Origin of the sequence: Streptomyces sp. NPDC087270, from assembly GCF_044744625.1 — a bacterium.
Lineage (GTDB): Bacteria > Actinomycetota > Actinomycetes > Streptomycetales > Streptomycetaceae > Actinacidiphila.
On sequence record NZ_JBIUYR010000011.1, the window covers coordinates 106,519 to 129,527 of the forward strand.

The 23,009-nt window shown below is 72.6% G+C and carries 22 protein-coding genes and 1 pseudogene; 8 read left to right on the plus strand and 15 right to left on the minus strand.

What is annotated here, in order from left to right; genetic code table 11:
• Window positions 1-173: 173 nt before the first annotated feature.
• Entirely contained in the window at window positions 174-1,934 is a 1,761-nt protein-coding gene (locus tag ACIPAE_RS22615; RefSeq protein ID WP_366414322.1) for a biotin carboxylase N-terminal domain-containing protein, read from the minus strand.
• Between the two features lie 437 nt (window positions 1,935-2,371).
• Between ACIPAE_RS22615 and ACIPAE_RS22620 the strand changes: the two genes are divergently transcribed.
• Entirely contained in the window at window positions 2,372-2,809 is a 438-nt protein-coding gene (locus tag ACIPAE_RS22620; protein ID WP_329365487.1) for a hypothetical protein, read from the plus strand.
• A gap of 123 nt (window positions 2,810-2,932) precedes the next feature.
• On the opposite strand, the gene ACIPAE_RS22625 is transcribed toward ACIPAE_RS22620, so the two are convergent.
• The 4 genes from ACIPAE_RS22625 to ACIPAE_RS22640 all read right to left on the minus strand — a co-directional run bounded on the left by ACIPAE_RS22625 (window position 2,933) and on the right by ACIPAE_RS22640 (window position 5,707).
• Window positions 2,933-3,544, minus strand: coding sequence for a nucleoside triphosphate pyrophosphatase (locus ACIPAE_RS22625; RefSeq protein ID WP_328468462.1), 612 nt, complete (start codon window positions 3,542-3,544; stop codon window positions 2,933-2,935).
• A gap of 42 nt (window positions 3,545-3,586) precedes the next feature.
• Window positions 3,587-3,721: a morphogenic membrane protein MmpB gene (gene mmpB, locus ACIPAE_RS22630; RefSeq protein WP_328468464.1), complete on the minus strand. Its 135-nt coding sequence runs from the start codon at window positions 3,719-3,721 to the stop codon at window positions 3,587-3,589.
• A 136-nt stretch (window positions 3,722-3,857) separates the two neighbouring features.
• Window positions 3,858-4,073, minus strand: a complete 216-nt coding sequence (locus ACIPAE_RS22635; RefSeq protein WP_402447462.1) for an acyl-CoA carboxylase subunit epsilon — start codon at window positions 4,071-4,073, stop codon at window positions 3,858-3,860.
• 44 nt (window positions 4,074-4,117) lie between these two features.
• Window positions 4,118-5,707 carry an acyl-CoA carboxylase subunit beta gene (locus ACIPAE_RS22640; RefSeq protein WP_329365484.1) on the minus strand — a complete coding sequence of 530 codons (1,590 nt, stop codon included), beginning with the start codon at window positions 5,705-5,707 and terminating at the stop codon, window positions 4,118-4,120.
• A 184-nt stretch (window positions 5,708-5,891) separates the two neighbouring features.
• Between ACIPAE_RS22640 and ACIPAE_RS22645 the strand changes: the two genes are divergently transcribed.
• Window positions 5,892-6,764 (plus strand): biotin--[acetyl-CoA-carboxylase] ligase, encoded by an 873-nt coding sequence (locus ACIPAE_RS22645; RefSeq protein WP_329365482.1) that lies wholly within the window; start codon window positions 5,892-5,894, stop codon window positions 6,762-6,764.
• Window positions 6,765-6,864: 100 nt separating this feature from the next.
• Window positions 6,865-8,250, plus strand: a complete 1,386-nt coding sequence (locus tag ACIPAE_RS22650) for an adenylate/guanylate cyclase domain-containing protein (protein WP_402447464.1) — start codon at window positions 6,865-6,867, stop codon at window positions 8,248-8,250.
• A gap of 61 nt (window positions 8,251-8,311) precedes the next feature.
• On the opposite strand, the gene ACIPAE_RS22655 is transcribed toward ACIPAE_RS22650, so the two are convergent.
• The 4 genes from ACIPAE_RS22655 to ACIPAE_RS22670 form a co-directional block, all read right to left on the minus strand.
• Window positions 8,312-8,725, minus strand: a complete 414-nt coding sequence (locus ACIPAE_RS22655; protein WP_402447466.1) for an NUDIX hydrolase — start codon at window positions 8,723-8,725, stop codon at window positions 8,312-8,314.
• A gap of 184 nt (window positions 8,726-8,909) precedes the next feature.
• Window positions 8,910-9,416 (minus strand): DUF6907 domain-containing protein, encoded by a 507-nt coding sequence (locus tag ACIPAE_RS22660; protein WP_402447468.1) that lies wholly within the window; start codon window positions 9,414-9,416, stop codon window positions 8,910-8,912.
• The gene (locus tag ACIPAE_RS22665) at window positions 9,413-10,279 is read right to left on the minus strand and encodes a helix-turn-helix transcriptional regulator (RefSeq protein ID WP_402447470.1); all 867 of its coding nucleotides are present in this window, start codon (window positions 10,277-10,279) and stop codon (window positions 9,413-9,415) included. The genes ACIPAE_RS22660 and ACIPAE_RS22665 overlap by 4 nt, the downstream gene beginning before the upstream one ends.
• Window positions 10,280-10,468: 189 nt before the next feature.
• The gene (locus ACIPAE_RS22670; protein WP_402447471.1) at window positions 10,469-10,864 is read right to left on the minus strand and encodes a hypothetical protein; all 396 of its coding nucleotides are present in this window, start codon (window positions 10,862-10,864) and stop codon (window positions 10,469-10,471) included.
• A gap of 343 nt (window positions 10,865-11,207) precedes the next feature.
• Between ACIPAE_RS22670 and ACIPAE_RS22675 the strand changes: the two genes are divergently transcribed.
• A complete protein-coding gene (locus tag ACIPAE_RS22675) occupies window positions 11,208-11,807 on the plus strand; it encodes an XRE family transcriptional regulator (RefSeq protein ID WP_402447643.1) in 600 nt (199 codons plus the stop codon).
• A gap of 14 nt (window positions 11,808-11,821) precedes the next feature.
• A pseudogene (locus ACIPAE_RS22680) lies at window positions 11,822-11,908 on the plus strand (tat (twin-arginine translocation) pathway signal sequence domain-containing protein); the annotation flags it as partial.
• 203 nt (window positions 11,909-12,111) lie between these two features.
• On the opposite strand, the gene ACIPAE_RS22685 reads toward ACIPAE_RS22680, so the two are convergent.
• Together ACIPAE_RS22685 and ACIPAE_RS22690 are read right to left on the minus strand one after the other, a co-directional pair.
• Window positions 12,112-13,266 (minus strand): diguanylate cyclase domain-containing protein, encoded by a 1,155-nt coding sequence (locus ACIPAE_RS22685; RefSeq protein WP_329365470.1) that lies wholly within the window; start codon window positions 13,264-13,266, stop codon window positions 12,112-12,114.
• Between the two features lie 99 nt (window positions 13,267-13,365).
• Entirely contained in the window at window positions 13,366-14,181 is an 816-nt protein-coding gene (locus ACIPAE_RS22690; protein ID WP_366414314.1) for an enoyl-CoA hydratase-related protein, read from the minus strand.
• Window positions 14,182-14,313: 132 nt separating this feature from the next.
• Between ACIPAE_RS22690 and ACIPAE_RS22695 the strand changes: the two genes are divergently transcribed.
• Together ACIPAE_RS22695 and hutH are read left to right on the plus strand one after the other, a co-directional pair.
• Window positions 14,314-15,015, plus strand: coding sequence for a hypothetical protein (locus ACIPAE_RS22695; protein ID WP_402447473.1), 702 nt, complete (start codon window positions 14,314-14,316; stop codon window positions 15,013-15,015).
• A gap of 33 nt (window positions 15,016-15,048) precedes the next feature.
• A complete protein-coding gene (gene hutH / locus ACIPAE_RS22700) occupies window positions 15,049-16,605 on the plus strand; it encodes a histidine ammonia-lyase (RefSeq protein ID WP_402447475.1) in 1,557 nt (518 codons plus the stop codon).
• Window positions 16,606-16,793: 188 nt separating this feature from the next.
• Here hutH and ACIPAE_RS22705 read toward each other — a convergent pair whose 3' ends face one another.
• Both ACIPAE_RS22705 and ACIPAE_RS22710 read right to left on the minus strand, forming a co-directional pair.
• Window positions 16,794-17,738, minus strand: coding sequence for a glycosyl hydrolase family 18 protein (locus tag ACIPAE_RS22705; protein ID WP_366411081.1), 945 nt, complete (start codon window positions 17,736-17,738; stop codon window positions 16,794-16,796).
• A gap of 337 nt (window positions 17,739-18,075) precedes the next feature.
• Window positions 18,076-18,417, minus strand: coding sequence for a hypothetical protein (locus tag ACIPAE_RS22710; protein WP_329365456.1), 342 nt, complete (start codon window positions 18,415-18,417; stop codon window positions 18,076-18,078).
• A 393-nt stretch (window positions 18,418-18,810) separates the two neighbouring features.
• Here ACIPAE_RS22710 and ACIPAE_RS22715 point away from each other — a divergent pair, with 393 nt between their 5' ends.
• On the plus strand, window positions 18,811-20,139 hold the full coding sequence (locus ACIPAE_RS22715; RefSeq protein ID WP_402447645.1) for an Ig-like domain-containing protein: 1,329 nt from the start codon (window positions 18,811-18,813) through the stop codon (window positions 20,137-20,139).
• Between the two features lie 118 nt (window positions 20,140-20,257).
• Here ACIPAE_RS22715 and ACIPAE_RS22720 read toward each other — a convergent pair whose 3' ends face one another.
• Window positions 20,258-21,373 carry an ROK family transcriptional regulator gene (locus ACIPAE_RS22720; RefSeq protein ID WP_329373983.1) on the minus strand — a complete coding sequence of 372 codons (1,116 nt, stop codon included), beginning with the start codon at window positions 21,371-21,373 and terminating at the stop codon, window positions 20,258-20,260.
• 214 nt (window positions 21,374-21,587) lie between these two features.
• Entirely contained in the window at window positions 21,588-23,000 is a 1,413-nt protein-coding gene (gene xylB / locus ACIPAE_RS22725; RefSeq protein WP_329365454.1) for a xylulokinase, read from the minus strand.
• Window positions 23,001-23,009: the final 9 nt, after the last annotated feature.

A 23,009-nucleotide genomic window follows, 5' to 3' on the forward strand; every position in this document is an offset into this window, starting at 1 on the left:
GGGTTTCCCCCCCCCCCCCCCCCCCCCCGCGGGGGGGGGCGGGGGGGGGGGGGGGGCGGCGGGGGGCCCCCCCCCCCGGGCCCCCCCCCCCCCCGGGGGGGGGGGGGGGGGCCCCCCCCGGCCCCCCCCCCCCCCGCTTCCGCGTGGGCGCGCCGTGCGCGCCCCGCCCTGCCTCAGTCCTTGATCTCGCAGATGACCGCGCCGGAGGAGATCGAGGAGCCGACCTCCGCCTTCAGGCCGACGACGGTGCCGGAGCGGTGCGCGTTGAGCGGCTGCTCCATCTTCATCGCCTCCAGCACCACGATCAGGTCGCCCTCGGAGACCTGCTGGCCCTCCTCGGCCGCGACCTTCACGATGGTGCCCTGCATCGGCGAGGCGAGCGTGTCGCCGGACACGGCGGCGCTCGCCTTCGCCGCGGCCCGCCGCTTCGGCTTGGCCCCCGCGGCCAGCCCGGTACGGGCCAGCGTCATCCCCAGGTGCGCGGGCAGCGACACCTCCAGGCGCTTGCCGCCGACCTCGACCACGACGGTCTCGCGCCCGCCGGACTCCTCCTCGTCGGCCGCCGCGCCCTTGAACGGAGGGATGGTGTTGTCGAACTCCGTCTCGATCCACCGGGTGTGCACCGTGAACGGGCCGCCGTCCGTCGGCGCGAACGCCGGGTCGACGACCACCGCGCGGTGGAACGGGATCGCGGTCGCCATGCCCTCGACGGTGAACTCGCCCAGCGCGCGGGAGGCCCGCTGCAACGCCTGCTCACGGGTCGCCCCGGTCACCACCAGCTTCGCCAGCAGGGAGTCCCAGGCCGGGCCGATCACGCTGCCGGACTCCACGCCCGCGTCCAGCCGTACGCCGGGACCCGAGGGCGGGGTGAAGACGGTGACGGTGCCGGGCGCGGGAAGGAAGTTGCGGCCCGGGTCCTCGCCGTTGATCCGGAACTCGAAGGAGTGGCCGCGGTGCTCCGGGTCGTCGTAGCCGAGCGCCTCGCCGTCGGCGATCCGGAACATCTCCCGGACCAGGTCGATGCCGGAGACCTCCTCGGTGACCGGGTGCTCCACCTGGAGGCGGGTGTTCACCTCCAGGAAGGAGATGGTGCCGTCCTGGCCCACCAGGAACTCGCAGGTGCCCGCGCCGACATAGCCGGCCTCGCGCAGGATCGCCTTCGACGCGCTGTAGAGCTGCGCGTTCTGCTCCGGCGACAGCCAGGGCGCCGGGGCCTCCTCCACGAGCTTCTGGTGCCGGCGCTGCAAGGAGCAGTCACGGGTGGAGACCACCACCACGTTGCCGTGCGTGTCGGCCAGGCACTGCGTCTCCACGTGCCGGGGCCGGTCCAGGTAGCGCTCCACGAAGCACTCGCCGCGGCCGAACGCGGCCACCGCCTCGCGCACCGCGGAGTCGTACAGCTCCGGGACCTCCTCCAGCGTGCGGGCGACCTTCAGGCCGCGGCCGCCGCCGCCGAAGGCCGCCTTGATGGCGATCGGCAGGCCGTGCTCCTTCGCGAACGCGACGACCTCGTCCGCACCCGACACCGGGTCGGGGGTGCCGGCCACCAGCGGGGCGCCCGCGCGCTGGGCGATGTGACGGGCCGCCACCTTGTCACCCAGGTCGCGGATCGCCTGCGGCGGCGGGCCGATCCAGGTCAGCCCGGCGTCCAGCACCGCCTGGGCGAACTCCGCGTTCTCCGACAGGAACCCGTAGCCGGGGTGCACCGCGTCGGCGCCCGACTCCGCCGCGGCCGCCAGCACCTTGCCGATGTCGAGATAGCTGGTCGCCGGGGTGTCACCACCCAGCGCGTACGCCTCGTCGGCAACCCGGACGTGGACCGCGTCCCGGTCCGGCTCCGCGTACACCGCGACACTGCCGATACCGGCATCCCGACACGCACGAGCGACACGGACAGCGATTTCACCGCGGTTGGCGATGAGCACCTTGCGCACGATGGCTCCCTCCTTGGAACAAGCAGAGTTTAGGCAATGGCCACACTTGAAACCGAGGCACCCCTACACGTGAGGTTGCCCACACAGAGGGTGATCCAGGGGCCCGGAGAACCCGTGGAAAGCCTGCTCATTCCAAGGTACGGCGCGGGTTGGCGCAATGTCCCGCACTCCCGTGTGTGGAACGGGTCTCGCATGTCGGCCGACCTGGGACGCGCCGATCCTTTGTGGAGTTCCTACGAAGAGAGCACGGAAACTTTGCTGCCGTCCGTTCCCTGACGAGTGGTTGTGCCCGGGCCCTTGCCGCCGCGCATACCCGTGAGTAGCCTGCGAGCCGCGGGGTACCTGGGGTAACTCCCCGGAAAATCCCGGCGAGTCGGGGCGCGGTAGGGCTTCGGCTCGCAAGGACCACCCGGACGGACCATGACAAGGGGGACGATGTGCGCAGAGGTATAGCCGTGGCCACCGCCGTGGTGCTCGTGCTCGACGCCCTCACCATCGCTGCGGTGAACTGGATACTCGGGCTGGCGGTTCGCCGCCAGCAGATGTCCCTCGGCGGGCTGCCGACCCACGCGATGGAGGTCGGGTCGTGGGTGGCGGGCGGGATATTCGCGCTCTTCCTGCTCGGGTGCGCGGCGCTGGTGGCCCGCATCGCGCTGCGCGACCGGATGGCCGGCAGGGTCGGCCGCATCGTGCTCATCGTCTGCGCCGTCATCCACGGCGTGGTCGGCGCCGCCGTGGTCGGGCTCGTCGGGTGGTACGCGTTCGTGGTGATGATGGTGATACTCGCGCTGCTCGTGGGCACGTTGCTGCTCTACGCGCCCGACCAGAACGGTACCGACGAGAACGGCGCCGTCGAGGCGGTCCCGGCCACGTAGCGAGGCGTCGGCCGCGCAGCGAGGCTTGGCCCCACCTCCACGCCCGGCCCCACCTCCACCCCCGGCTCTACGCCCACCCCCGGCCCCACCTCCACCCCCGGCTCTACGCCCCCACGTCGGCGGTCACGCCCACAAGTCGGTGATGGGGATGCCCAGCTCGGCCAGGAGGGCGCGCAGGAGCGGGAGGGAGAGCCCGATGACGTTGCCCGGGTCGCCCTCGATGCCGTCGACGAAGGGGGCCGAGCGGCCGTCGAGGGTGAAGGCGCCGGCGACGTGGAGGGGTTCACCGCTGGCGACGTAGGCCGCGATCTCGGCGTCGTCCGGGGTGCCGAAGTGCACCGTGGTGGAGGCGGTCCGGGACAGCCGGCGGCCGTCGGCCGTGTCGATGACGCAGTGCCCGGTCTGGAGCACCCCGCTACGTCCGCGCATCGCGTGCCAGCGCTGCGTCGCCTCGGCCGCGTCCTTCGGCTTGCCCAGCGCGCGACCGTCGAGTTCGAGCACCGAGTCGCAGCCGACCACCAGCTCGCCGCCGTCCAGCCCACCGCCGTCCGCGACCGCCGTCGCCTTCGCCTCGGCCAGCACGCGGGCCAGTTCGGCGGGGGAGGGCGCGGTGATCGCCTCCTCGTCGACGCCGGAGACCACCACCTTGGGGTCGAGCCCGGCCTGTCGCAGCAGCCCGAGACGGGCGGGCGAGGCGGACGCGAGGACGAGGGCGCGGCGGGGCGAAGAGGTCACCGGGCCATCGTAGAGAACGCCGGGAGGGCGACCGCCGCCCGCTCACGCATGCCAGGCGGCCAGCGCCATCACCATGACCGCCGCCACCGCGAGCACCAGCATCGCCCGGCGCAGCATCACCTGAGCCCGGCGCAACTCCTCGTCGCGCTTGCGCGGTTGATCATCGGACCACAGCATGCCGTCAAGGGTGGACCGTCGCGCGGACGCGCGCCTGAGTACGAGTACTCACTGCGCGGCCCGACGCACTGACCGCCCCACCCGTCCCACGGGCCCCTGCGGTCAGGCATCCTGCACGGTCAGGCATCCTGCACGGTCAGGCCGGCCACACCGAGGTGCGCCACGCCGTCGGGCCGGGCCGGGGCGAGGCGCCCGGCACCGTACGGGCCGGGTCGGACCACGCGCTGCGCGCGCCCGTCCGGCCGTCGCCGCCACCGTCGGAGTCCAGGGCGGCGGCGCGCGCCTGGACCAGCGCGACGACCGCCGCCAGCTCCTCCGGGGTCGGCCGGCCCCGCTCCACCTTGATCATCATCCGTACGGTCCTCCTTCGCGGGTCCGGCTGCCCGGCTGCCGTTGCTACAGCGGGATGTTGCCGTGCTTCTTCGGCGGCAGGCTCTCCCGCTTGTTGCGCAGCGTCCGCAGCGCCTTGACGAGTTGGGCGCGGGTCCTGGACGGCTCGATGACCGCGTCCACGTAGCCGCGCTCGGCCGCGACGTAAGGATTCAGCAGGGTGTCCTCGTAGTCGGTGATGAGCTGCCGGCGCAGCGCGTCGGCCTCCTCCGGGGTAGCCGCCTCGGCGAGGGTGCGGCGGTGCAGGATGTTGACGGCGCCCTGCGCGCCCATCACGGCGATCTGGGCGGTGGGCCAGGCGAGGTTGAGGTCCGCGCCCAGGTGCTTGGAGCCCATCACGTCGTACGCGCCGCCGAACGCCTTGCGGGTGATGATCGTGATCAGGGGCACGGTCGCCTCGGCGTACGCGTAGATCAGCTTGGCGCCGCGGCGGATGATGCCGTCCCACTCCTGGCTGGTGCCGGGCAGGAAGCCGGGGACGTCGACGAAGGTGACCACCGGGATGTTGAAGCTGTCGCAGGTCCGCACGAAGCGCGCGGCCTTCTCGGAGGCGTTGATGTCCAGACAGCCGGCGAACTGCAGCGGCTGGTTGGCGACCACGCCCACCGGCCGGCCCTCGATCCGGCCCAGGCCGGTGAGGATGTTCGGCGCGAAGAGGGCCTGCGTCTCCAGGAACTCGCCGTCGTCCAGGACGTGTTCGAGCACCTTGTGCATGTCGTAGGGCTGGTTCGCGGAGTCCGGGATGAGCGTGTCCAGCTCGCGGTCCTCGTCGGTGGACTCCAGGTCCGCCTCGGCCGGGAAGGCGGGCGGCTCCTCCAGGTTGTTGCTCGGCAGGTAGGACAGCAGCGCCTTGACGTACTCGAAGGCGTCCTTCTCGTCGCCGGACAGGTGGTGGGCGTTGCCGGAGGTGGTGTTGTGGGTGCGCGCGCCACCCAGCTCCTCCATGCCGACGTCCTCGCCGGTCACCGTCTTGATCACGTCGGGACCGGTGATGAACATGTGCGAGGTCTGGTCGACCATCACCACGAAGTCGGTGATCGCCGGGGAGTAGACCGCGCCGCCCGCACACGGGCCGACGATCAGGCTGATCTGCGGGATCACCCCGGAGGCGTGGGTGTTGCGGCGGAAGATCTCGCCGTACATGCCGAGCGAGGTGACGCCCTCCTGGATGCGGGCGCCGCCGGAGTCGTTGATGCCGATCACCGGGCAGCCGGTCTTCAGCGCGAAGTCCATCACCTTGACGATCTTCTCGCCGAACACCTCGCCCAGCGCCCCGCCGAAGACCGTGAAGTCCTGGGAGAAGACCGCCACCGGGCGGCCCTCGACGGTCCCGTAGCCGGTGACCACCCCGTCGCCGTACGGGCGGTTCGCCTCCAGGCCGAAGTTGGTCGAGCGGTGCCTGGCCAGCTCGTCCAGCTCGGTGAAGGAGCCGTCGTCCAGCAGCAGTTCGATCCGTTCCCGGGCGGTCAGCTTGCCCTTGGCGTGCTGCTTCTCGACGGCCCGCCGCGAACCCGCGTGCGTCGCCTCCTCGATCCGGTGGCGCAGATCGGCGAGCTTCCCCGCGGTCGTGTGGATGTCGTACTGCGGCTCGGCCATGGAAGCGGCTCTCCTGCTCTCGGCGGGTCGTACGCGTATGGTCAGCGCGCACGTGACTGGCGAGTAACGCTGCTGAGTAGCGTAGTGGTGACGCAGACGAACGAGCAGTGCGGCGTTCACCACATCGCGTGCGGGGCGGCGGGCGTGGCGTGGTTCCCGCGGGCGGTGCTCATAGGGTGGGGGCATGACGTCCAGCCGCTGGTCCGACCTGGAACGGCCGCCGCTCAACGCCGGCGCCCTGCGCAAGGCGGTGGTCACACCGGAAGCGGTATGGACCTCGCTCGATGTGGTGGAAGCCACTGGCTCGACCAACAGTGACCTGTCCGCCCGGGCCGCCGACGGCGCGCCCGAGGGCGCGGTGCTGGTCGCCGAGGAGCAGACCACCGGGCGCGGCCGGCTGGACCGGCGGTGGAGCGCACCGGCCCGGTCCGGACTGTTCTTCTCGGTGCTGCTCCGGCCGGGTGAGGCCGCCGCGACCGCCGACGGCATCCGCAAGCCGGTGCCCGTCCACCGCTGGGGCTGGCTGCCGCTGCTCGCCGGTGTCGCCACCGCCACCGCGCTGTCCCGCGCCGCGGGTGTCGACACGGCACTCAAATGGCCCAACGACCTGCTGCTCACCGTTGACGGTGAGGAGCGCAAGGCCGGCGGCATCCTCGCCGAGCGGGTCGGGGAGACCGCGGTCGTCGTCGGCATCGGGCTGAACGTGTCGCTGCGCGCCGAGGAGCTGCCGGTCGGCACCGCCACCTCGCTCGCCCTCGCCGGCGCCCCCGGCACCGACCGCGACCCCCTGCTGCGGGCCGTCCTGCGCTCCCTCGGCGACTGGTACGACGCCTGGCGGGCGGCGGGTGGCGACCCGGCCGCGTCCCGGCTCCAGCAGACCTACGCGGCGGGCTGCGCCACCCTCGGCCGCCAGGTGCGGGCCGAGCTGCCCGGCGGCCGGGACCTGTCCGGCACGGCGGTCGCGGTCGACGGCGACGGGCGGCTGGTGATCGCCGGGTCGCACGGCGAGCAGGCGGTCGGCGCCGGCGACGTGGTCCATCTGCGCCCCACCGGGTGAGAGTGAGCCAGGGCACACCTGCCGTATCGTTGAGGGGCTGCGTCGTCTCGATGATCGGAAGGGCTGTGCGCAGGGACTCTTCAGGGGCCGGGCGGTAGACGTGGACAACGACAGCCCCCCGCCGAATGCCTCCGGCGGTGAAGCCGCCTCCGACGGTGCGCGTGCCGCGTCCGGCGGTGATTCGGCGTCCGGCGATGCCCGGGCCGAGGGTTCTGGTGGGGCCGCGGGTTCGGGTGGGGCCGCGGGTTCGGGTGGTGCTGAGGGTTCAGGCGGTGTCGAGGGTTCCGGTGAAGCCGCGGGGGGCGGCGAGCCCGCACTTTCCGGTGGACCGGAAGACGGCGCGGACGGCGGCGGGGGAGAACCGGACGGCGGCGGGGGAGCCGGCGGGGAAGCGGACCCTGGTGAGAACCAGGACGAGGACCCGGACCCGGACCAGGACCAGGACCTCGGCGAGGCCGGGGTGGAGTCCGGGGAGCACCCGCTGGCGCTGCGGTTGGAGCAGCTGATCCTCGGCGCGCCGCGCCGCTACACCCCGTTCCAGGCGGCCCGTACCGCGGGCGTGTCCATGGACCTGGCCTCCCGTTTCTGGCGGGCGATGGGCTTCGCCGACATCGGCCAGGCCAAGGCGCTCACCGAGGCGGACGTCCTGGCGCTGCGCCGCCTGGCCGGGCTGGTCGAGGCGGGCCTGCTCAGCGAGTCGATGGCGATCCAGGTGGCGCGGTCCACCGGGCAGACCACCGCGCGGCTCGCCGACTGGCAGACCGACTCCTTCCTGGAGGGCCTGACCGAGCCGCCCGAGCCGGGCATGACCCGGGCCGAAGTGGCGTACCCGCTGGTCGAGTTGCTGCTGCCCGAGCTGGAGGAGTTCCTGATCTACGTGTGGCGCCGGCAGGTCGCGGCCGCCACCAGCCGGGTCGTACAGTCCGACGACGAGGAGGCGGTCGACCGCCGGCTCGCCGTCGGCTTCGCCGACCTGGTGGGCTTCACCCGGCTCACCCGCCGGCTGGAGGAGGAGGAACTCGGCGAGCTGGTCGAGGCGTTCGAGACCACCGCGGCGGATCAGGTCGCCGCGTACGGAGGACGGCTGATCAAGACGCTCGGCGACGAGGTGCTCTTCGTCGCCGACGACCCGGGGACCGCCGCGGAGATCGGTATCCGGCTGATCGAGACGATGACCGGCGACGAGACGATGCCCGCGCTGCGGGTGGGGATGGCGTTCGGCACGGTCACCACGCGGATGGGGGACGTGTTCGGGACGACCGTCAACCTCGCGTCCCGGCTCACCTCGATAGCGCCACGCGACGCCGTCCTCGTGGACGGGGACTTCGCGGAGGCGCTCGGCGCGGCCGGGGAGGCCCCGCTCTCCGAGGCCGACGTCGACGCGACCGCGGAGAAGTACCGCTTCGCCCTCCAGCCGATGTGGCGCCGCCCGGTCCGAGGGCTCGGCGTGGTCGAACCCTGGCTGCTCTCTCGCCGAGAGGGCTGACCCGATCCCCCCGGGTGCCCTCGTTCCCGTCGCTTCCGGGGGCACCCGCCGGAGGGGGTCCCTACCTGGCGAGAACACCGTCCAAGTACGCCTGCACAGGCGCGAAGAGCCCGTAGGGAACGTATTCGGCGATCTCGGAGTGCGCACACCAGGCCAGCTCCGCCAGTTCGTCGTCGTCAGCGACACGTGCGATGCCCGCTACGACGTCGCAGGCGGTGTACGACATCAGCCGGTGCGTCTTCGGATGGACCCGCTCGCCGATCCGTTGGACGGCTACGACGTGGAGACCGGTCTCCTCAAGCGTCTCCCGAACGGCGGCTTCCTCCGGCGACTCTCCCGCCTCGATCGCTCCGGCCGGGAACTGCCAGGAGAGCTGTCCCTCGGCGATGCGTCGACGGACCATCAGGACACGGCCCTCATGGGCGATGATCGCCGCCGAGATGCCCGGGCGCTCATCGGTGGGTTGATCGGTCACGATTGTTCCTCCAAAGCTGCAATCACTGGCGGGAAATGACGACGAGTACGCCTGGGGCCGGCCGGTTCGTAAAGCGTCATGCTGCCCTTGGTCTTCGCTGTTCGGTGATGTCAGCAGAACGAACCGCGCTCTCGCCGCGTGCGCGCACCTTCGGAAGGATGACGGCACCGCCGTATGACCCAGCTCACGAGGGATGTTTGGTGGGCTCGCGTTGGTGGCTGGCCCAGTCCTCGTGGATGGTGCGGAAGGCGGGGAGGACGTCGCGGGCGAGGAAGTCGGTGTGGGCGCGTAACCGGGCGATGAGCGCGGCGAGTTCGGCGGGTTCGTGGCAGGTCGTCGTGTGGTTCTGGGTGATCTGGACGAGGAGGACGGGGGTGAGGGGGTCGTCGGGGCGGGCGTGGTCGGGGTGCGGGTGGCATTCGATCTCGCAGAAGTACGACGCGATGCCGTCGTCGGCGTCCGGGTCGTCGTCGCTTTGTGTGACGAGGGGCGTGGCCAGGCCCGTGAACGGGAAGTGGTGCACGATGTCGGTGAGGGTGAGGCTCAGGGCGCGCGGGTCGAGGTCGGTCTCGCTGGGGTCGTCGTCCGCCCAGGCGGGCAGGTAGCCGTAGGCCGTGGTGCCGTTGGTCGTGGTGATCCGCCAGGTGCGTGCTCGGCTGGTCATACCCAACGCCGAGGCGTCGGCGCTCATCGGTGGGGCTCCATCGCGGTGTGTTCGGCCAGCGCGGTGCGGAGGAAGGTCAGGGAGTCCGTCGGCGTGAGGGCGGTGTCGCGGAGCAGGTCGTAGGCGAGGCGCAGGGGTTCGACGTCTTCGGGTTCCTCCACGAGGTGGCCGCTCCAACTGCTTTGCGTGTACGCCACCACGTGGCCGTCCTGGAAGAAGATCAGCTCCAAGCAGCTGCGGATGTGGTGCGGGCCGGTGCCGAACGGGACGACGTGCAGGGAGACATCGGGCTGCTGGGCGGTCTCGATGAGGTGTTCCAGTTGGCCGGTCCACGTCCGGGGGTCGCGGGCTTTGCGGCGCAGTACGGCCTCGTCGATCAACGCGCGGTAGTGGACGGGGTTCGGGCCGGTGAGACGGTCTTGCCGCTTCAGCCGTGCGGCGACCTGGGCGCCCAACTCCTTGACCCGGTGCGGGCGGACGGTGCTCAGTTGCTCCTCGGCGTAGGCGCGGGTCTGGAGGAGGTACGGCACGGCACTGACCGCGTACTCCTGCACGCTCACCGCGTCCGCCTCCAAGGGCGCCAATCCGAGGAACGGTCGGTCCTTCGCCTCGCGTTTGGCCAGGTGCCACAGCTTCACCAGGAGGTCGCCGGTCCCGTACACCTTGTCCAGCGCGGCAGCCGCCTCCACGGTGCCCAACCGCTGCCCCCGCTCCAGCCGGTGCAGGTACGACTGCTCGTACATGCACAGCCCCGCGAGTTCCATCAACGTCAGCCCCGCCTGCTGCCGCCGACAGGCCAGCTCGCTGGCGTACAACTCCCGCGCGGATAACCACTCCCAGTCGATGACGACCTTGCTCCCGCTCCCGCCGCTTACGCTGCTTCCGGCCATACGGAATTCCTCTCTACGGTGATGGTCGTGCTGGTGCTATGTGCCCCGGGGGCCACGGGAATTCCGCGTGCCGGGGCGCCACGTCCCCTTGTCCGGAATCGAACCGGAGTCATCGGGCCTGCCCGCACGCATGAACGGAGAGTGTGCGGTGCCGCCCGGGCTCTTCCTGACTGAGCTACAAGGGGGAGTTCATGAATCAAGGGGGCGACCGGGTGCCACCGGTGGCAGGTCCAGCAGCGCACCACGGCTGTCGGCAACGCGCAGCGCGTCCGACAACGCCGTGCACAAGTGCGTCACCATGCCGCGGAGTTCGGTCTCCGACGGAGCCGCCTCCCGCAGCGTCTTACGCACGATGCCCAGCAACTCCGAGCCCATTCCGAGCTGCACCGACTCCATCTCGTCCGCCAACCGCCACAACGCCGATGCCGTGTCGCGCTCAACCGAGGGCAGGTAACACGCCTGTCCGTTCGGCCCGGGCCAGGGCAGCAATCGCAGACTCACCGTGCAGCCCCCGACTGCGTTGAGATCGCGACACCAATCAGAGCAGTGCGCGGCGCCGGCCACCAACGCCTGACGGGTTTCCACATGTCGGCCTGCCTCCCAGGTGCGTCACACCCCGCGCCGCGACAGCGGCATCCGGGGCTGTGTCAGTCCATGGTGAAGACCCGTCAGGGACTTTTGTTTCCAGGTCGGGAGACAGTCCAGACGTCTGGCCGCTATCGTAGAGAACGCCCAAACGACCCAGGGGTAAGTATTGAATACGTACCTGCGATCTGCTATGCAGTCGGCGAGCATGTCGCCGCGACAGCTTGCGCTTCGAGTTGGCGTTTCTGGCAAGACCGTTGAACGATGGGTGGCTGACGCGGAGCTGATCCCGCACGCCAGAAATCGGGAAGACGTATCCTCTGTGCTGGGAGTTGACCAGGATATGCTGTGGCCGAAAGCGGTGAAAAATCGAATCAAGACGGGTGGCGACCAGGAGATTGTTCGCTCTTACCCCTACCGCTCGGCGTGTCCGTCGACGGTTTGGGGGGAGCTGACCGCCAACGCTGCAGATGATCTTTTCTTCGCCGGCTACACGAATTATTTCCTTTGGTTGGATCAACCGCATTTCGTTGCAACTCTGCTCGGGAAACTCGACAATGGATGTCGAGTCCGTTTTCTGCTCGGAGATCCCGAAGGTGAGGTCACGCGCAGTCGAGAGCGGGTGGAAGAGGTTGCTCTCAGCGTGTCGACGCGGATTCGCATCACCCTGGAGCAGATAGAGAAACTCGGATCGCACCAGGGGCTTGAGGTCCGGTACTCGGCGACGGAAGACGCGGTGAACCACGTGTCCTTGTCCGTGTTCAGATTCGATGGCGAAGCCCTCGTCACTCCGCATCTCGCTCGATTGGTCGGGCATGACTCGCCCCTTCTTCACCTGCGAAAGCTGAGCACAGGGGGACTCTTCGATCGTTTCGCTGAGCACGCCGAGGAGTTGTGGTCAAGGGGTGTCCCCATTGACGCGACGAAAGCAGTGCGGAACTGACTCCGGCCGGTCGGCTCCGGTCACCTCTCGCCGTCTACCAACGACGTAGGGTGCCCGGAGCGTCCGAACTGGCCCGCCGCGCGCGGGAAGCGCTGGCCTGAGATGCCGATCGGCCGGCCGGCGAAGGGACGCATCGTGGTTCCGGAACCGTGTCGTCCTGCTTCAGCGCAGCGAGAACGCCACGTTCGTCCGTAGGCCCGTAGGCCCGTAGGTCCGGAGGCTCGGCCGGCTGCCGGGGGCCGTGCGTGCCCCCCCACCGGCAGGTGGTCCCTCGGCCGGACGGAACCCGGGGCACCCCGGGGGGTCAGGGGCGCCGTCCACGGAGCCTGCGGCGTTCGCCTTCGGGGCGGGACGGGGGGGAGTCGGCGAGGCGGACCACCGGGTCCTGCGGGCCCTCACGGCCCGCGACCACCGGGTAGTCCGCGCGGAGCGCCTTCGCCCGGTACTGTGCCGCGTCCGCCAGACGGAAGAGGCGCCGGGCGGAGCGGACCGGTCCGATCGGGTCACCGGTGGAGGCGAGCCCGCAGGCCACTCCGTCACCGACTTCCAGTTCGGCGGCGCGGCGGCACAACTCGTCGGCGGCGCGTACGACTTCGTCGGCGGTCTGCCCCACCGCGACGAGGCAGAACTCGTCCCCGCCGAGCCGTGCCGCGAGACTCCCGGGAAGCATCGCGCCGCAGAGCGAGAGGAGCGAGCCGAATCGTTCCAGCAACCGGTCGCCGACCGCGTGCCCGAGCCGGTCGTTGACCCGCTTCAGCCCGTTCAGGTCGCACACCACCAGGCTCACCACCGCGCCCTGCTCCCGGTGCAGCTCCAGCGCCTCGTCCAGCCGCACGTCCACCGCCCTGCGGTTGCCGAGGCCCGTCAACGGATCGGTGAACGCGAGGAGTTGGACTTCGGCGAGGCGTTCGGTCTGGGCGATCCCGGACGCGATCAGCGCCGCCAGCACCGTGGCGAAGTCGGCGTCCGCGCGGTCGAAGCCGGCCTCGCCCACCCGCCGCGCGACGTACAGCTCGCCCCACGCCCGCCCGTGCAGCACGATCGGCGCGACAACGCAGCTGCCCCGCCCGCGCCGCCGCAGCGCCGCGGCCCGGCCCCAGCTTCCTCCGCCGGGGGACGTACCGGTCGCGTCCTTCGTCTCCACCCACGCGTGCGGCTCACCGCCCGCGGCCCAGGTGCCGTGCAGGAACTCGGCGATCTCCGGGAAGTCGTGCACCGAGTACGACTCGTCGGCCGGCTCCGCCTCCTCGCCCGGGGCCAGGTCGCCGTCGTTGACCAGGACCCGCAGCCGGCCGGTCTCCCGCTCCCACGCCGAGACCGCGGCGAAGGTGCCCTGCATCGCCAGCCTGGCGCGGCGCGCCCCCGCCCGGACCGTCGCACGCGGGGTTTGCGCCGTGGCCAGCGCCTGTGCCAGCTCGACGACCGCCCGCAGCCGCACATCGGCTGTACCTTCCGCCATCACCCCAGGCTAGGCACGTTTGCCCCGCCTTGACGCTCGACCGGCCCCGCACTGAGCCGAACGGACCTCCCCGATTCCCGCCGCCCCGGCGCGCCGTCGTCAGAGCCCGGGCCAGGCGGGCGGGCGCTTCTCGTTGAACGCCGCGACCCCCTCCGCCCGGTCCGCCGAGAACGCGACGGTGCGCCAGGCCGCGTCCTCGACCTCCAGACCGGTCCGCAGGTCCAGCCCGTGGCCGACCCGCAGGGCCTGCTTGGCGGCGCGCAACCCCACCGGGGAGTTCCCCGCGATGCGCTCCGCGAGGGCGAGAGCGGCGGTACGGGCCTGGCCCGCGGGCACGAGCTGGTCGACCATGCCCAGCTCCAGCGCTTCGGCCGCCGGGACGCGGCGCGCGGTGAAGACCAGTTCCGCGGCCCGGGCGGCGCCCACCCGGCGCGGCAGCAGCTGGGTGCCGCCGCCACCGGGGATGACCCCCACGGACACCTCCGGCAGCCCGACCACCGCGGACTCGTCCGCGACGATGAGGTCGCAGGCGAGGGCGAGTTCGTACCCGCCGCCCAGGGCGAACCCGCCCACCGCGGCGATCGCGGGCATCGGCAGGTCCAGCACGCCGCCGTACGCCGCCCGTGCGCGCGGGCGCTGGCGCAGCAACTCGGCGTCGCTCAGCGAGTTCCGCTCCTTCAGGTCCGCTCCGGCGCAGAAGGCGCGCTCGCTCGACGAGGTCAGCACCGCCACGCTCACGGCCGGGTCCGCGGCCACCGCCGCGCACGCGGCCGCGATCGCCTCGGCCATGCCCGTCGACACCGCGTTCATCGCCTTCGGGCGGTCCAGCACCACCTCGGCGACACGGTCCCCGTGCCGGCGCACCACCACGAAGTCCCCGAACCTCCGCGTGCCCTCTTCCACTTGCTCGCCCATTCCGCCCGTCCCTCCCGCGCTCGGTTAACGATCGCAAACCTCCCGCCATCCTCGCACGCCACCGCGTCCGCCCGCCGCCGTTCCCGGCGGAGCCTCCGGAGTGGCTTTACGGGCCCGCGCCGGGTGGTGAGCATGGAACCGCACGGCGCCGCGTGGGCGCCGGAGGGGGCGGGCGGCGTGAACAGGTGGCAGCGGGTCTCGGTCGCGGCGGTGACCGCGTCGGCGGTCGCGGGGTGGGTCGTGTTGTGGCTGGTGGTGGCCGACCGCGCGTGGGAGGCGCCGGCCCGGATCGCGCTCACCGTGACCGCGGCCGCCCTGCTGGTGGCCGTGCTGACCGCCCTGCCCCTGCGCAAGGGGGAGGACCTGGGCGAACACCTCGGCGCGTCCGCGGTGGCGCTCGCCCTGGTCTGGAGTTGCGCGGCCTCGACCGCGTGGAGCACGCACGCGCTGCGGGAGTGGGGCGACTCCCCCACGAAGGTCCGCGCGACCGTCACCGCGTGCCGCCGGGACGGCACCGAGGTGAACCCGGACGTCGGCTCCAGCCAGGACGTGTACTCCTGCGTCTACCACTGGAGCGTCGACGGCCGCTCCCACCAGCAGCGCCGCGACGCCGCCCGCCGCTACCCCGACGGCACGGTCGCGTACGTCCACGTGGACACGTCGGGCGCCGCGCACAGCCACAGCGTCACGAACATCGTCTTCGCGCTCCTCGCCGCCGCCGTGTCCGGCGGCCTCCTGCTCTTCGGCCTCGGCGCCTTGGCGGTGGACCTCCGCGACCGGCGCCGTGAGAACCGCCGCCGGAACCGAAACCACGGCCGCCGGGGCGGCGGGTGACAGGGAACGATTCAGTGCTTAGGGTTTGTGAATATGGATATGCAGAACGTGGTGGTGCTGGGCGCGCACGGCACGGAAGCGGAAGACGTCACAGCCGTCGCCCGCGGCAACGCGCGGATCGAGGTCGGCGCGGAGGCGCTGGAGGGCGTCGCGCGAGCGCGCGACGTGATCGACGCGCTCGCCGCGAAACCGGAACCGGTCTACGGCGTCTCGACGGGCTTCGGCGCGCTGGCGGTGCGCCACATCAGCCCGGAACTGCGCGCCCAGCTGCAACGCAGCCTCGTACGGTCGCACGCCGCGGGCATGGGTCCGCGGGTGGAACGCGAGGTGGTGCGCGCGCTGATGTTCCTGCGGCTGAAGACGCTGGCGTCGGGCCGTACCGGGGTGCGCCCGGTGGTCGTGGAGACGATGGCGGCGGTGCTGAACGCGGGCATCACTCCGGTCGTGCACGAGTACGGCTCGCTCGGCTGCTCCGGCGACCTCGCGCCGCTCGCGCACTGCGCCCAGGTGCTGATGGGGGAGGGCGAGGCGGAAGGGCCGGACGGCGTGGTGCGCCCTGCGGGGGAGCTGCTCGCCGAGCACGGCATCGAAGCGGTCGAGCTGCGCGAGAAGGAGGGCCTGGCCCTCATCAACGGCACCGACGGCATGCTCGGGATGCTCGTGATGGCCTGCGCGGACCTGGCGGGGCTGTTCACCGCGGCCGACGTCACCGCCGCGCTCACCCTCGAAGCGCTGCTCGGCACCGACCGGGTGCTCGCGCCCGAACTGCACGCGATCCGCCCGCACCCCGGGCAGGCGGCCAGCGCGGACAACATGCGCAGGGTGCTCGCGGGCTCCGGCCTGACCGGCCACCACCAGGACGACGCGCCGCGGGTGCAGGACGCGTACTCCGTGCGGTGCGCGCCGCAGGTCGCCGGGGCCGGGCGGGATACCCTCGCGCACGCCCGGCTGGTCGCGGACCGCGAGCTGGCCGCGGCCATCGACAACCCGGTGGTGACGGAGGCCGGCACGGTCGAGTCGAACGGCAACTTCCACGGCGCCCCGGTCGGTTACGTGCTGGACTTCCTCGCGATCGCCGCGGCCGACCTCGCGTCGATCGCGGAGCGGCGTACGGACCGGCTGCTCGACAAGAACCGGTCGCACGGGCTGCCGCCCTTCCTCGCCGACGACCCGGGCGTGGACTCCGGGCTGATGATCGCGCAGTACACCCAGGCGGCGCTGGTCAGCGAGATGAAGCGGCTGGCGGTGCCCGCGTCCGTCGACTCGATCCCCTCCTCGGCGATGCAGGAGGACCACGTGTCCATGGGGTGGTCCGCGGCGCGGAAGCTGCGGACCGCGGTGGACGCGCTCACCCGGGTCATCGCGGTGGAGATGTTCGCGGCCACCCGGGCGCTGGAGATCCGTACCACCGGGACCGAGCTGCGCCCGGCGCCCGCCACCGCCGCCGTGCTCGCCGCGCTGCGCGCCGCCGGGGTGCCCGGGCCCGGGCGGGACCGCTTCCTCGCGCCCGACCTCGCGGCCGCGGAGGCCTTCGTCCGCCACGGCTCCCTGGTCCGGGCCGCGGAGAGCGTGACGGGGCCGTTGGCCTAGTGCCGTGACCGCACCAGCCGGGGGCGGGCGTCCGGACCCGCGGCCGTGTCCGGGTCCGGGTCCGCTCCGGGAGAGCGTCCGGACCCGCATCGCCGGCATGCGGGTCCGGACGGGTCAGGGTGCGCCCGCCGTCGTCCTCGGCGTCAGATCCTCCAGGTCCTTCTGGTCCTCCAGGTCCTTCAGGTCCTTCAGATCTTGTTGAAGATCTTGGAGTAGGCGTACCCGGTCGGCTTGTCGTACTGGTCGACCTCCCAGAAGGCCAGTTCCTGCACGCCCTTCGACGCGGCGAAGCTCTCCAGGGTGGAGGCGTTCGCCTGGGTGAAGTTCTCGTCGTCGTCGTTCTGCCCGGCGATCGGGGTCAGGCCCATGCGGGCCCAGTTCTGCGCGGCCGAGCCGCCGTAGATGCTCGCGAACTGCTTCTCGGCGGCGGTGGCACCGGACTCCGCGTCCGCCAGGGCGTTCTCGCCGTCGCCGAAGTCCATGGTCATGAGGTTCACCGCGCTGGTCTTCACCCCCGCCGACTGCGCGTTCTTCAGCAGCGTGGTGACGTCGGACTCCATGCCGTCCGGGTCCACGGCCACCGTCCAGTCGATCTGCACGGACGGGTCGGCCTGCTGGAGCGCCGCCAGGGCCTGGTCCCGCCGGGCGTTGGCGTTGCCGTTGGCGAGGGTGTCGCCCTCGATGTCGAAGTCGAGCCGGGTGACGCCGTAGGTGCTGACCACCTTCTGGTAGGCCGCGGTGAGACTGGAGACCGAGGTACAGGTCTGGGCGAGTTCCTTGCTGCCGGCGCCGCCGAAGGACGGGATCACGTTGCCGCCGGCCGACTTCACCGCGTTGATCTGGGAGCTGAAGGCGCCGACCGAGTCCCCGCCGTCCTCCCACTGGAGGGTGCAGCCGGACTTGGAGGTGAGGAAGGCCAGCGTGTAGTTCTTCAGCCCGCTCGCGCTCTGGTCGGCGGCCATGTCCTTGGCGGAGGAGGAGTCGATCTGCAGGTACGGCGCCGCGAACTGTGCGGGGAGCGCGGTCGGGGCCACGGCGGCGGCGTGGGCGCCGGGGGCCGCGGCGAGCAGCGCGAGCACCGGGGCGACCGCGGCCGCGGCGACGAGTGCGGGGCGGACGGGTGACTTGGCCATGGTGAAACCTCTCGGGAGGCGGAGGAGACAGTGGGGGAGCGCAAGACCGCAGGGGTGACAGGTTAGGAAAGCTTCCTAACCATGAGTCAGCATGGTTGGGCCGTTGGCTGGTGCACGTCAAGACCCGGAGTTCAGATAAATGAATCGCGGCCACCCTCTTGACCGAGGTTTTGCCTGCCGCGGGTCCGGGGTCCGGTCCCGGGGCGTGGGGCGTGGGGCGTGGGGCGTGGGGCGTGGCGGCGCGCGGCCGGGGCTGGCTGGGCCGGGCCGAGCGACGCGGGAGGGCGCGCGCCCGGCGATGGGCGGGGGAGGGCGGGCTCGGCGGAGAGCCGCCGGCTTACTCCTCCGGGTCGGCGTCCTCCGCCGCCTCGGCGACCTGCAAGGCGTGGCGGGAGCGGCGGGTGGCGTTGACGACGAGCCCGGCGCCGGCGAGGAGGAAGACCGCGCCGCCGATGACGTAGGGCTTCGTGTCGATCATGCCGGTCTCGGCGAGCGACCCGGCGGGCGCCGCCTGCGTGGTCGTGGCGGGGGTCCGGGCGGAGGTGGCGGCCGGCGTCGTGGCCGCGACGGTGGAGGTGGCCGCGACGGTGGCGGTGTCCGCGTGTGCCGAGGGGACGAAGTAGAGCGCGGCCAGCACGGCAGCGGCGGCCACGGCGACGTACGGGCGGGGCGAGGCCATCTGATCCCCCAGCGGATGCGGCGAGTTGACCGTAAGGGCCGATCGTAGTGACTGGCGGCGGCCGGTGGGAAGCGGCGGGTCGGCCCGACGGGGATTCGCCGGCGGTTCGCGGTGCGTGGCGGGCGGGCTACGGAATGCCGCGGAAAGCCGCGTGACGGTCATCACGGGGAGTACGTGTCAAAGCCCACAATTTCCATCGGAAAGGACATACCTGGCGCCGAGGCTGTTTCCATGGATGGCGGAAGAAGCCCCGCGCCGATCGTTTCGGCCTGCGGGCGACCCCGATCATGGGAGAGACGCGTGACGCCGCCCGACACCGGAAAATCCCCCGCCTCCGCAGAGGACGGCCCCGCCGAGCACGGCCCGACCGGAGCAGTCCGCCGGAAGCGCACCGTGTTCCGCCGCGGCACCCTCGCGGCGCTCGCGGTGGTGGCCGGCGGCGCGGTGGCGCTGACCGCGTGCGGCCACGGCGACAGCGGCAAGGACAGCAGCCAGAACGCGGCCGCGTCCGTCTCCCCGACGACGAGCGCCACCTCCGCCGACCCCGGCTCCAACCCCACCACGAGCCCGACCACCAGCCCGCAGACGCAGGCCCGGGAGGACGCGGCGGCGGCCAAGCACACCTCGACCGCGAAGATCACCATCTCGCCGAAGTCCGGCACCACCCAGGCCGCGGTGAGCGGCGCGGTGAAGGTGAGCGTCACCGGCGGCAAGCTGACCAAGGTGACGATGACGGCCACGTCGACCGGCCACACCGTGGCGGGCAGGATATCCGCCGACGGCACCACCTGGACGCCGAACGCGACGCTCGCGCACGGCCTCCAGTTCCGGATATCCGCCACCGCCAGCGACTCGCAGGGACGTACGACCTCCACGCAGGCCACGTTCGGCACCAAGGCGGCCACCGGCAGCTTCGTCGGGTACTTCACCCCGGAGGACGGCTCCACGGTGGGCGTGGGCATGCCGGTCTCGATCAACTTCAGCAAGGCGATCTCGTCCGCCGACCGGGCCGCCGTGCAGCGCGGGATCTCCGTGCAGTCCAGCAGCGGGCAGCAGGTCGTCGGCCACTGGTTCAGCTCCACCCGGCTCGACCTGCGGCCGCAGAGCTACTGGCAGGCCGGCTCGCACGTCACGCTGAACCTGAACCTGGCGGGCGTCGAGGGCGCCCCGGGCGTCTACGGCACGCAGCACAAGACGGTCGGCTTCGACGTGGGCCGCTCGCAGGTCTCCACGGTGGACGCCGCCACGCACATGATGACCGTGGTCCGCGACGGCAAGGTGATCCGCACCCTGCCGATCTCCGCCGGCGGCGACGGGCACACCACCTACGACGGCCAGATGGTCATCGAGGAGAAGGACCAGACCACCCGGATGAACGGCGCGACGGTGGGCTTCACCGACGACGACGGCAAGGGCGAGTACGACATCCCCGACGTGCCGCACGCCATGCGGCTGAGCAACTCCGGCACGTTCATCCACGGCAACTACTGGTCCGACAAGTCGATCTTCGGCACCGCCAACACCAGCCACGGCTGCATCGGGCTGAGCGACGTCAAGGGCGGCAAGGACGACACGACGGACGCGGCGTGGTTCTACAACAACTCGCTGATCGGCGACGTGGTCGTGGTGAAGAACTCGCCCGACAAGACCATCCAGCCCGACAACGGCCTCAACGGCTGGAACATGTCGTGGAGCAAGTGGGTGGCCGGCTCCGCGCTGTGAGCTGAGCCGGGCAGGTAGCCGGCCGGGCAGCAGACCGTACGGGAGCGGCCGTACGGGAGTGAGCCGGGCGGTACGGGTCGCGTCTCGGGGGCGCGGCCGGTACCGCCCGGCTCGCTCGTCAGTCCAGGGCGGTGTGAATCCAGGCGGCCGGGTCGTCCAGGACGGCCCGCACCGCGCTGTAGGCGGCGCCGCGCAGCACGCCGTCGCGGCCGAGCCGCGAGGTGACCACGTCCTCCGGGCGCCACTGGCGGTCGGTGACGCGGGCGGCCAGTTCGCGGCGCGCGCCGGGCAGCAGCCAGGGCGCGAGGTCCGCGAGCGGGCCGCCGACCACCACGGCCTGCGGGTCGAGGAGGTTGACGGCGCCGCTCAGCGCGATGCCCAGGGCCGCGCCGGCGTCCTCCAGGGCGCGGATCGCAGCGGGGTCGCCGGCCGCCGCGGCGGTGCGCAGCTCCCTCGGGGTGCCGGCGCCCGCGGACCGGAGCAGGGCCTCCTCGCCGGCGAAGGTCTCCAGGCAGCCGTGCGCGCCGCACGAGCACAGCGGCCCGTCCGGGTGGACCGGGACATGGCCGAGCTCGCCGGCGAAGCCGCGGGCGCCGCGGAAGAGCCGGCCCTCCACGATGAGGGCGGCGCCGATGCCGATCTCGGCGGAGACGTGGACGAAGTCCGCGAGGCGGTCGTGGCCGCCGAGCCAGAGCTCGGCGAGCGCGCCGAGGTTCGCCTCGTTCTCCACGACGGTCGCGTGCGGGCCGAGCGCGGTGGCGACGGAGACGTCCTCCCAGCCGAGGTTGGGGGCGCGCAGTACGGTGCCGCGGTCGCGGCTGACCAGGCCGGGGACGGCGACCGTGGTGCCGACCGGGCGCAGCTCCATCGCGGCGGCCTCCTTGGCGACCTGCGCGGTCAGCTCCGCGAGTTCGGCCAGCACGGACGCGGCCGGGCGGCCCCGGTTCGCGGCGGGGGACTCGGTACGGCAGCGCAGCTCGCCGCGGAGGTCCACCACGCAGGCGGCGAGGTGGTCGATACCGATCTCCGCGCCGATGCCGGCGGGGCCGGTGTCGGACAGCGCGAGGGCAGTGCCGGGGCGGCCCACGGTGCCGGGGCGGCGGGCTCCGCGCTCCTCCAGCAGGCCCGCGGCCAGGAGTTCGTCCACGAGCGTGGAGACGGTGGCCCGGGTGAGGCCGACCTCGGCGGCGATGGTGGCGCGGGTGAGGTCGTCTTCCGTGGCCAGGGCTCGCATCACCAGGGAGAGGTTGCGGTGGCGTAGTTCCGATTGGGCGCCGGTGCGTTTGACCACGGTTCTCCTTTCACGCCGTGCCGTCCACAAAGTATGTGCGGCCCCTCCGGGGGCTCCTCCCCGCCCACCCGCCGCTTCTGGTGGGGAGCACGCCCCGGGCCCCCGCCGCGGGGGTTCCGACATTCGCCCTTCCGCCCCGCGGCAAGCGCCTGTGACGTCAGGCGCCCACCAACGGCAGCGCTGCCCGCAGCCGTTCGAGCGTCGCGTCGTCGCGTTCCGTCGCCGGGAGCAGCTCGCCCCGGTCGGTGCCCCAGCGCGCGGCGACCGCGGCGGGCTCCTCGCCGGTGAGGAGGACGGCCGCCTGGACCGCCGCGCCGAGGGCGACCAGCTCCGAGGCGACGGGCACCTGGACCGCCCGCCCGGAAAGCCTCCGTACGGTCTCCCGCCACGCGGCCCCCCGTGCGCCGCCGCCGATCAGCAGGATCGGCTGGTCGCCGGGGTCCGCCCCGTCGACGGCGAGCACGAGGTCGAGCGCGGCGAGCAGCGCGTACACCGCACCGTCGTAGGCGCCTTGGAGCACCTGCCCGGCGGTGGTGTCGTGCCGGACGCCGGTGAGCAGGCCGGAGGCGTACGGCAGGTTCGGGGTGCGCTCGCCGTCGAGGAAGGGGAGGAAGGCGACCGAGCCGCCGGGGTCGACCTGCTCGCGGTCGCGGCCGAGCAGCGTGGCGACCTTGTCCACGGCGAGCGTGCAGTTCAGCGTGCAGGCCAGCGGCAGCCAGGCCCCGTCGGCGGCGGCGAACCCCGCGACGGTGCCGGAGGGGTCGGCCGGGCGCTGCCGGGCGACCGCGTAGACGGTGCCGGAGGTGCCGAGGCTGAGCACCGGCCGCCCCGGGGCGAGCCCGAGGCCGAGGGCGGCGGCTGCGTTGTCGCCGGTGCCGGCGCCGACCAGCGCGCCGGGCCGTACGCCGGCGCCGTCCCGTACGGTGCCGGCTTGCTCGCCGGGCCCGAGCACCGCGGGCAGCAGCTTCGGGTCGAGCCCGACCTCGGCGAGCAGCGCGTCGTCGTACGCCCCGGTGCTCGCCGCCCACCAGCCGGTGCCGGAGGCGTCGCCGCGGTCGGTGACGGCGGTGCCGCTCAGCCGCTCGGTGAGGAAGTCGTGCGGCAGCCGGACCGCCCGCGCGGCCGCGGCCGCCTCGGGTTCGTGGGCGCGCAGCCACTCCCACTTGGCGATGGTGAAGCTCGCGCCGGGCACCGAGCCGACCCGCTCGGCCCACCACGCGGCGCCGTGCCGTTCCACCAGCGCCTCGGCCTGCGGGGCGGAGCGGACGTCGTTCCACAGCAGCGCGTCCCGCACCGGGCGGCCCCGCTCGTCGAGCACGACCAGGCCGTGCTGCTGGCCGCCGACCGAGATCGCGTCGGCCCGCGCCGCGTACGGTCCGAGCTCGCCCAGCGCTTCCTGGAGGGCGTTCCACCACACCTCGGGGTCGGTCTCGCGCCCGGCGCCGGTGCTGACGGTGTGCGCCGCCTGGCCGCGGGCGAGCACCTCGCCGCTGTCGACGTCGACCGCCAGCACCTTCGTGGACTGCGTCGAACTGTCCACGCCGAGCACGATCTGCCCTTGTCGCGCCATGTGATCCCG

What these genes read in the sequence shown, in the direction of transcription:
- ACIPAE_RS22720 (WP_329373983.1), bottom strand. Translation starts at nt 21,373, where the DNA reads ATGCGAGCCCTGGCCACGGAAGACGACCTCACCCGCGCCACCATCGCC.
- ACIPAE_RS22640 (WP_329365484.1), bottom strand. Translation starts at nt 5,707, where the DNA reads ATGGCCGAGCCGCAGTACGACATCCACACGACCGCGGGGAAGCTCGCC.
- ACIPAE_RS22685 (WP_329365470.1), bottom strand. Translation starts at nt 13,266, where the DNA reads ATGGCGGAAGGTACAGCCGATGTGCGGCTGCGGGCGGTCGTCGAGCTG.
- ACIPAE_RS22690 (WP_366414314.1), bottom strand. Translation starts at nt 14,181, where the DNA reads ATGGGCGAGCAAGTGGAAGAGGGCACGCGGAGGTTCGGGGACTTCGTG.
- ACIPAE_RS22695 (WP_402447473.1), top strand. Translation starts at nt 14,314, where the DNA reads ATGGAACCGCACGGCGCCGCGTGGGCGCCGGAGGGGGCGGGCGGCGTG.
- ACIPAE_RS22710 (WP_329365456.1), bottom strand. Translation starts at nt 18,417, where the DNA reads ATGGCCTCGCCCCGCCCGTACGTCGCCGTGGCCGCCGCTGCCGTGCTG.
- ACIPAE_RS22645 (WP_329365482.1), top strand. Translation starts at nt 5,892, where the DNA reads ATGACGTCCAGCCGCTGGTCCGACCTGGAACGGCCGCCGCTCAACGCC.
- xylB (WP_329365454.1), bottom strand. Translation starts at nt 23,000, where the DNA reads ATGGCGCGACAAGGGCAGATCGTGCTCGGCGTGGACAGTTCGACGCAG.
- hutH (WP_402447475.1), top strand. Translation starts at nt 15,049, where the DNA reads ATGGATATGCAGAACGTGGTGGTGCTGGGCGCGCACGGCACGGAAGCG.
- ACIPAE_RS22705 (WP_366411081.1), bottom strand. Translation starts at nt 17,738, where the DNA reads ATGGCCAAGTCACCCGTCCGCCCCGCACTCGTCGCCGCGGCCGCGGTC.
- ACIPAE_RS22660 (WP_402447468.1), bottom strand. Translation starts at nt 9,416, where the DNA reads ATGAGCGCCGACGCCTCGGCGTTGGGTATGACCAGCCGAGCACGCACC.
- ACIPAE_RS22665 (WP_402447470.1), bottom strand. Translation starts at nt 10,279, where the DNA reads ATGGCCGGAAGCAGCGTAAGCGGCGGGAGCGGGAGCAAGGTCGTCATC.
- ACIPAE_RS22635 (WP_402447462.1), bottom strand. Translation starts at nt 4,073, where the DNA reads ATGATGATCAAGGTGGAGCGGGGCCGGCCGACCCCGGAGGAGCTGGCG.
- mmpB (WP_328468464.1), bottom strand. Translation starts at nt 3,721, where the DNA reads ATGCTGTGGTCCGATGATCAACCGCGCAAGCGCGACGAGGAGTTGCGC.
- ACIPAE_RS22675 (WP_402447643.1), top strand. Translation starts at nt 11,208, where the DNA reads ATGCTGTGGCCGAAAGCGGTGAAAAATCGAATCAAGACGGGTGGCGAC.